This is a genomic window from Streptomyces katrae (assembly GCF_000966975.1).
In the GTDB taxonomy this organism is placed as follows: Bacteria; Actinomycetota; Actinomycetes; order Streptomycetales; family Streptomycetaceae; genus Streptomyces; species Streptomyces katrae.
Genome location: NZ_JZWV01000644.1, coordinates 1 through 1,299, shown reverse-complemented (window position 1 = coordinate 1,299; position 1,299 = coordinate 1). Strand labels below are relative to the sequence as shown.

The 1,299-nt window shown below is 69.7% G+C and carries 3 protein-coding genes; all 3 read right to left on the bottom strand.

Annotated features, from left to right (window positions below; genetic code table 11):
• A partial coding sequence (locus VR44_RS22995) for a restriction endonuclease (protein WP_052713781.1) occupies positions 1-589 on the bottom strand: 589 nt, incomplete at its 3' end.
• A complete protein-coding gene (locus VR44_RS22990; RefSeq protein ID WP_045949476.1) occupies positions 586-798 on the bottom strand; it encodes a hypothetical protein in 213 nt (70 codons plus the stop codon). The genes VR44_RS22990 and VR44_RS22995, both read right to left, overlap by 4 nt.
• 316 nt (positions 799-1,114) lie before the next feature.
• On the bottom strand, positions 1,115-1,299 hold a 185-nt coding region (locus VR44_RS22985; protein ID WP_063778959.1), incomplete at its 5' end, for a CorA family divalent cation transporter.

The window sequence follows — 1,299 nt, the reverse complement described above, 5'->3', positions numbered from 1 at the left end:
CGGTCGACCCAGTGGACTCCGTGACGGTCGCCCTAGGCCATGGCGTCGCGGGTGAAGGAGCCGTTGGTGACGACGACCGCGTGGTCCGCCCTTGTGCGCAGGGGCCTGCCGTGCCGTTCACCTCGTACATCACCGACGAGCCGACCTTGCCGCCGACGCGGGTGTGCTTCGCCTGCACCACGAGTCGTCCGAGGGGTACCAGGGCGCCGATCACGTCCGCGGCCTGGTCCCCGCCGCGTCCCACCTTCGTGGCCGCCCAGCCGTCGCGGACGAGGAGATCGCACAGTGCGTACTCGAACTGTTGGTCGTCCATTGCGTCCAACTCGGCCAAGGTGATGCGCAGGCGAGCCAGCCTCTCGCTGGCCGCGCGGTTCCGGCGGGACCGCCATACCCGGATGCAGGCCAAGCCGGTGGCGAGGGCCAGACCGATCAGGATCAGCAGCGGCCAGCTCTCGGCGGCCTTCGCAAGCAGGCGCGATGTGGCCTGTGCCAGGGCGACCGCGAGCGCGAGGGCAACGGCTGCCGCCCCCAGGACGTCTGCGGTACTGCGCGGTCGCCACCGGATGCTTCGCCGCCGTCGGGCCGTCACTGGCCGCCTGCTGGCGCGGAGACGCCGGGCTTCGGCGCGGGCCGCTGCTCAGCGGAGCTGTCGCCGAACCCAAAAATCTGCCCCCAGAGCCACACCACCGCGCACAGGCCGGCGATGGCCCAGACGCTCAACCCCTTGGCGGACTTCGGGCCCGGCTTGCGGCGGAGGTGGCTGCGTACGCGCACGTATCCGTCCGGAACCTTCGGCATGCTGATTCCCTCCCCATCGGTCCGCGCCGTGCGGACCTCCAGTTCGGTTGTAGCGGCGGTCACCGACAGAACCTGACGCCCCGTCATGATCGAGTGGGCGGCAAGGGTGCAAGTCGGCCATGTCTCCGGGAATGTCCGGGCGACTGCACAGCCCGCTGGCCTGCGTCGGGGCTTCTCGGTCGTGTGCTACGCCGCGAAATCGCAGGGTTCGCCGAATGGCCATTTCCTGCGGAGCGCGGTCAACGGCGACTGCGCCGGGCGCCGCCCCCGTCGCGGCGACGACGCCGAGTCGGCGCGACCCCTTGCCGGTGGCTCGCTACAGCCAGTCCCGCTTTTTGAAGATCAGATACAGGCTCGTACAGACCGCCGCCATCAGCAGGATCGCGAAGGGGTAGCCGGCTGCCCAGTGGAGTTCGGGCATGACCTCGAAGTTCATGCCGTAGATCGTGCCGACCAGCGTGGGGGCGAAGAGGATGGCGGCCCACGAGGAGATCTTCTTGA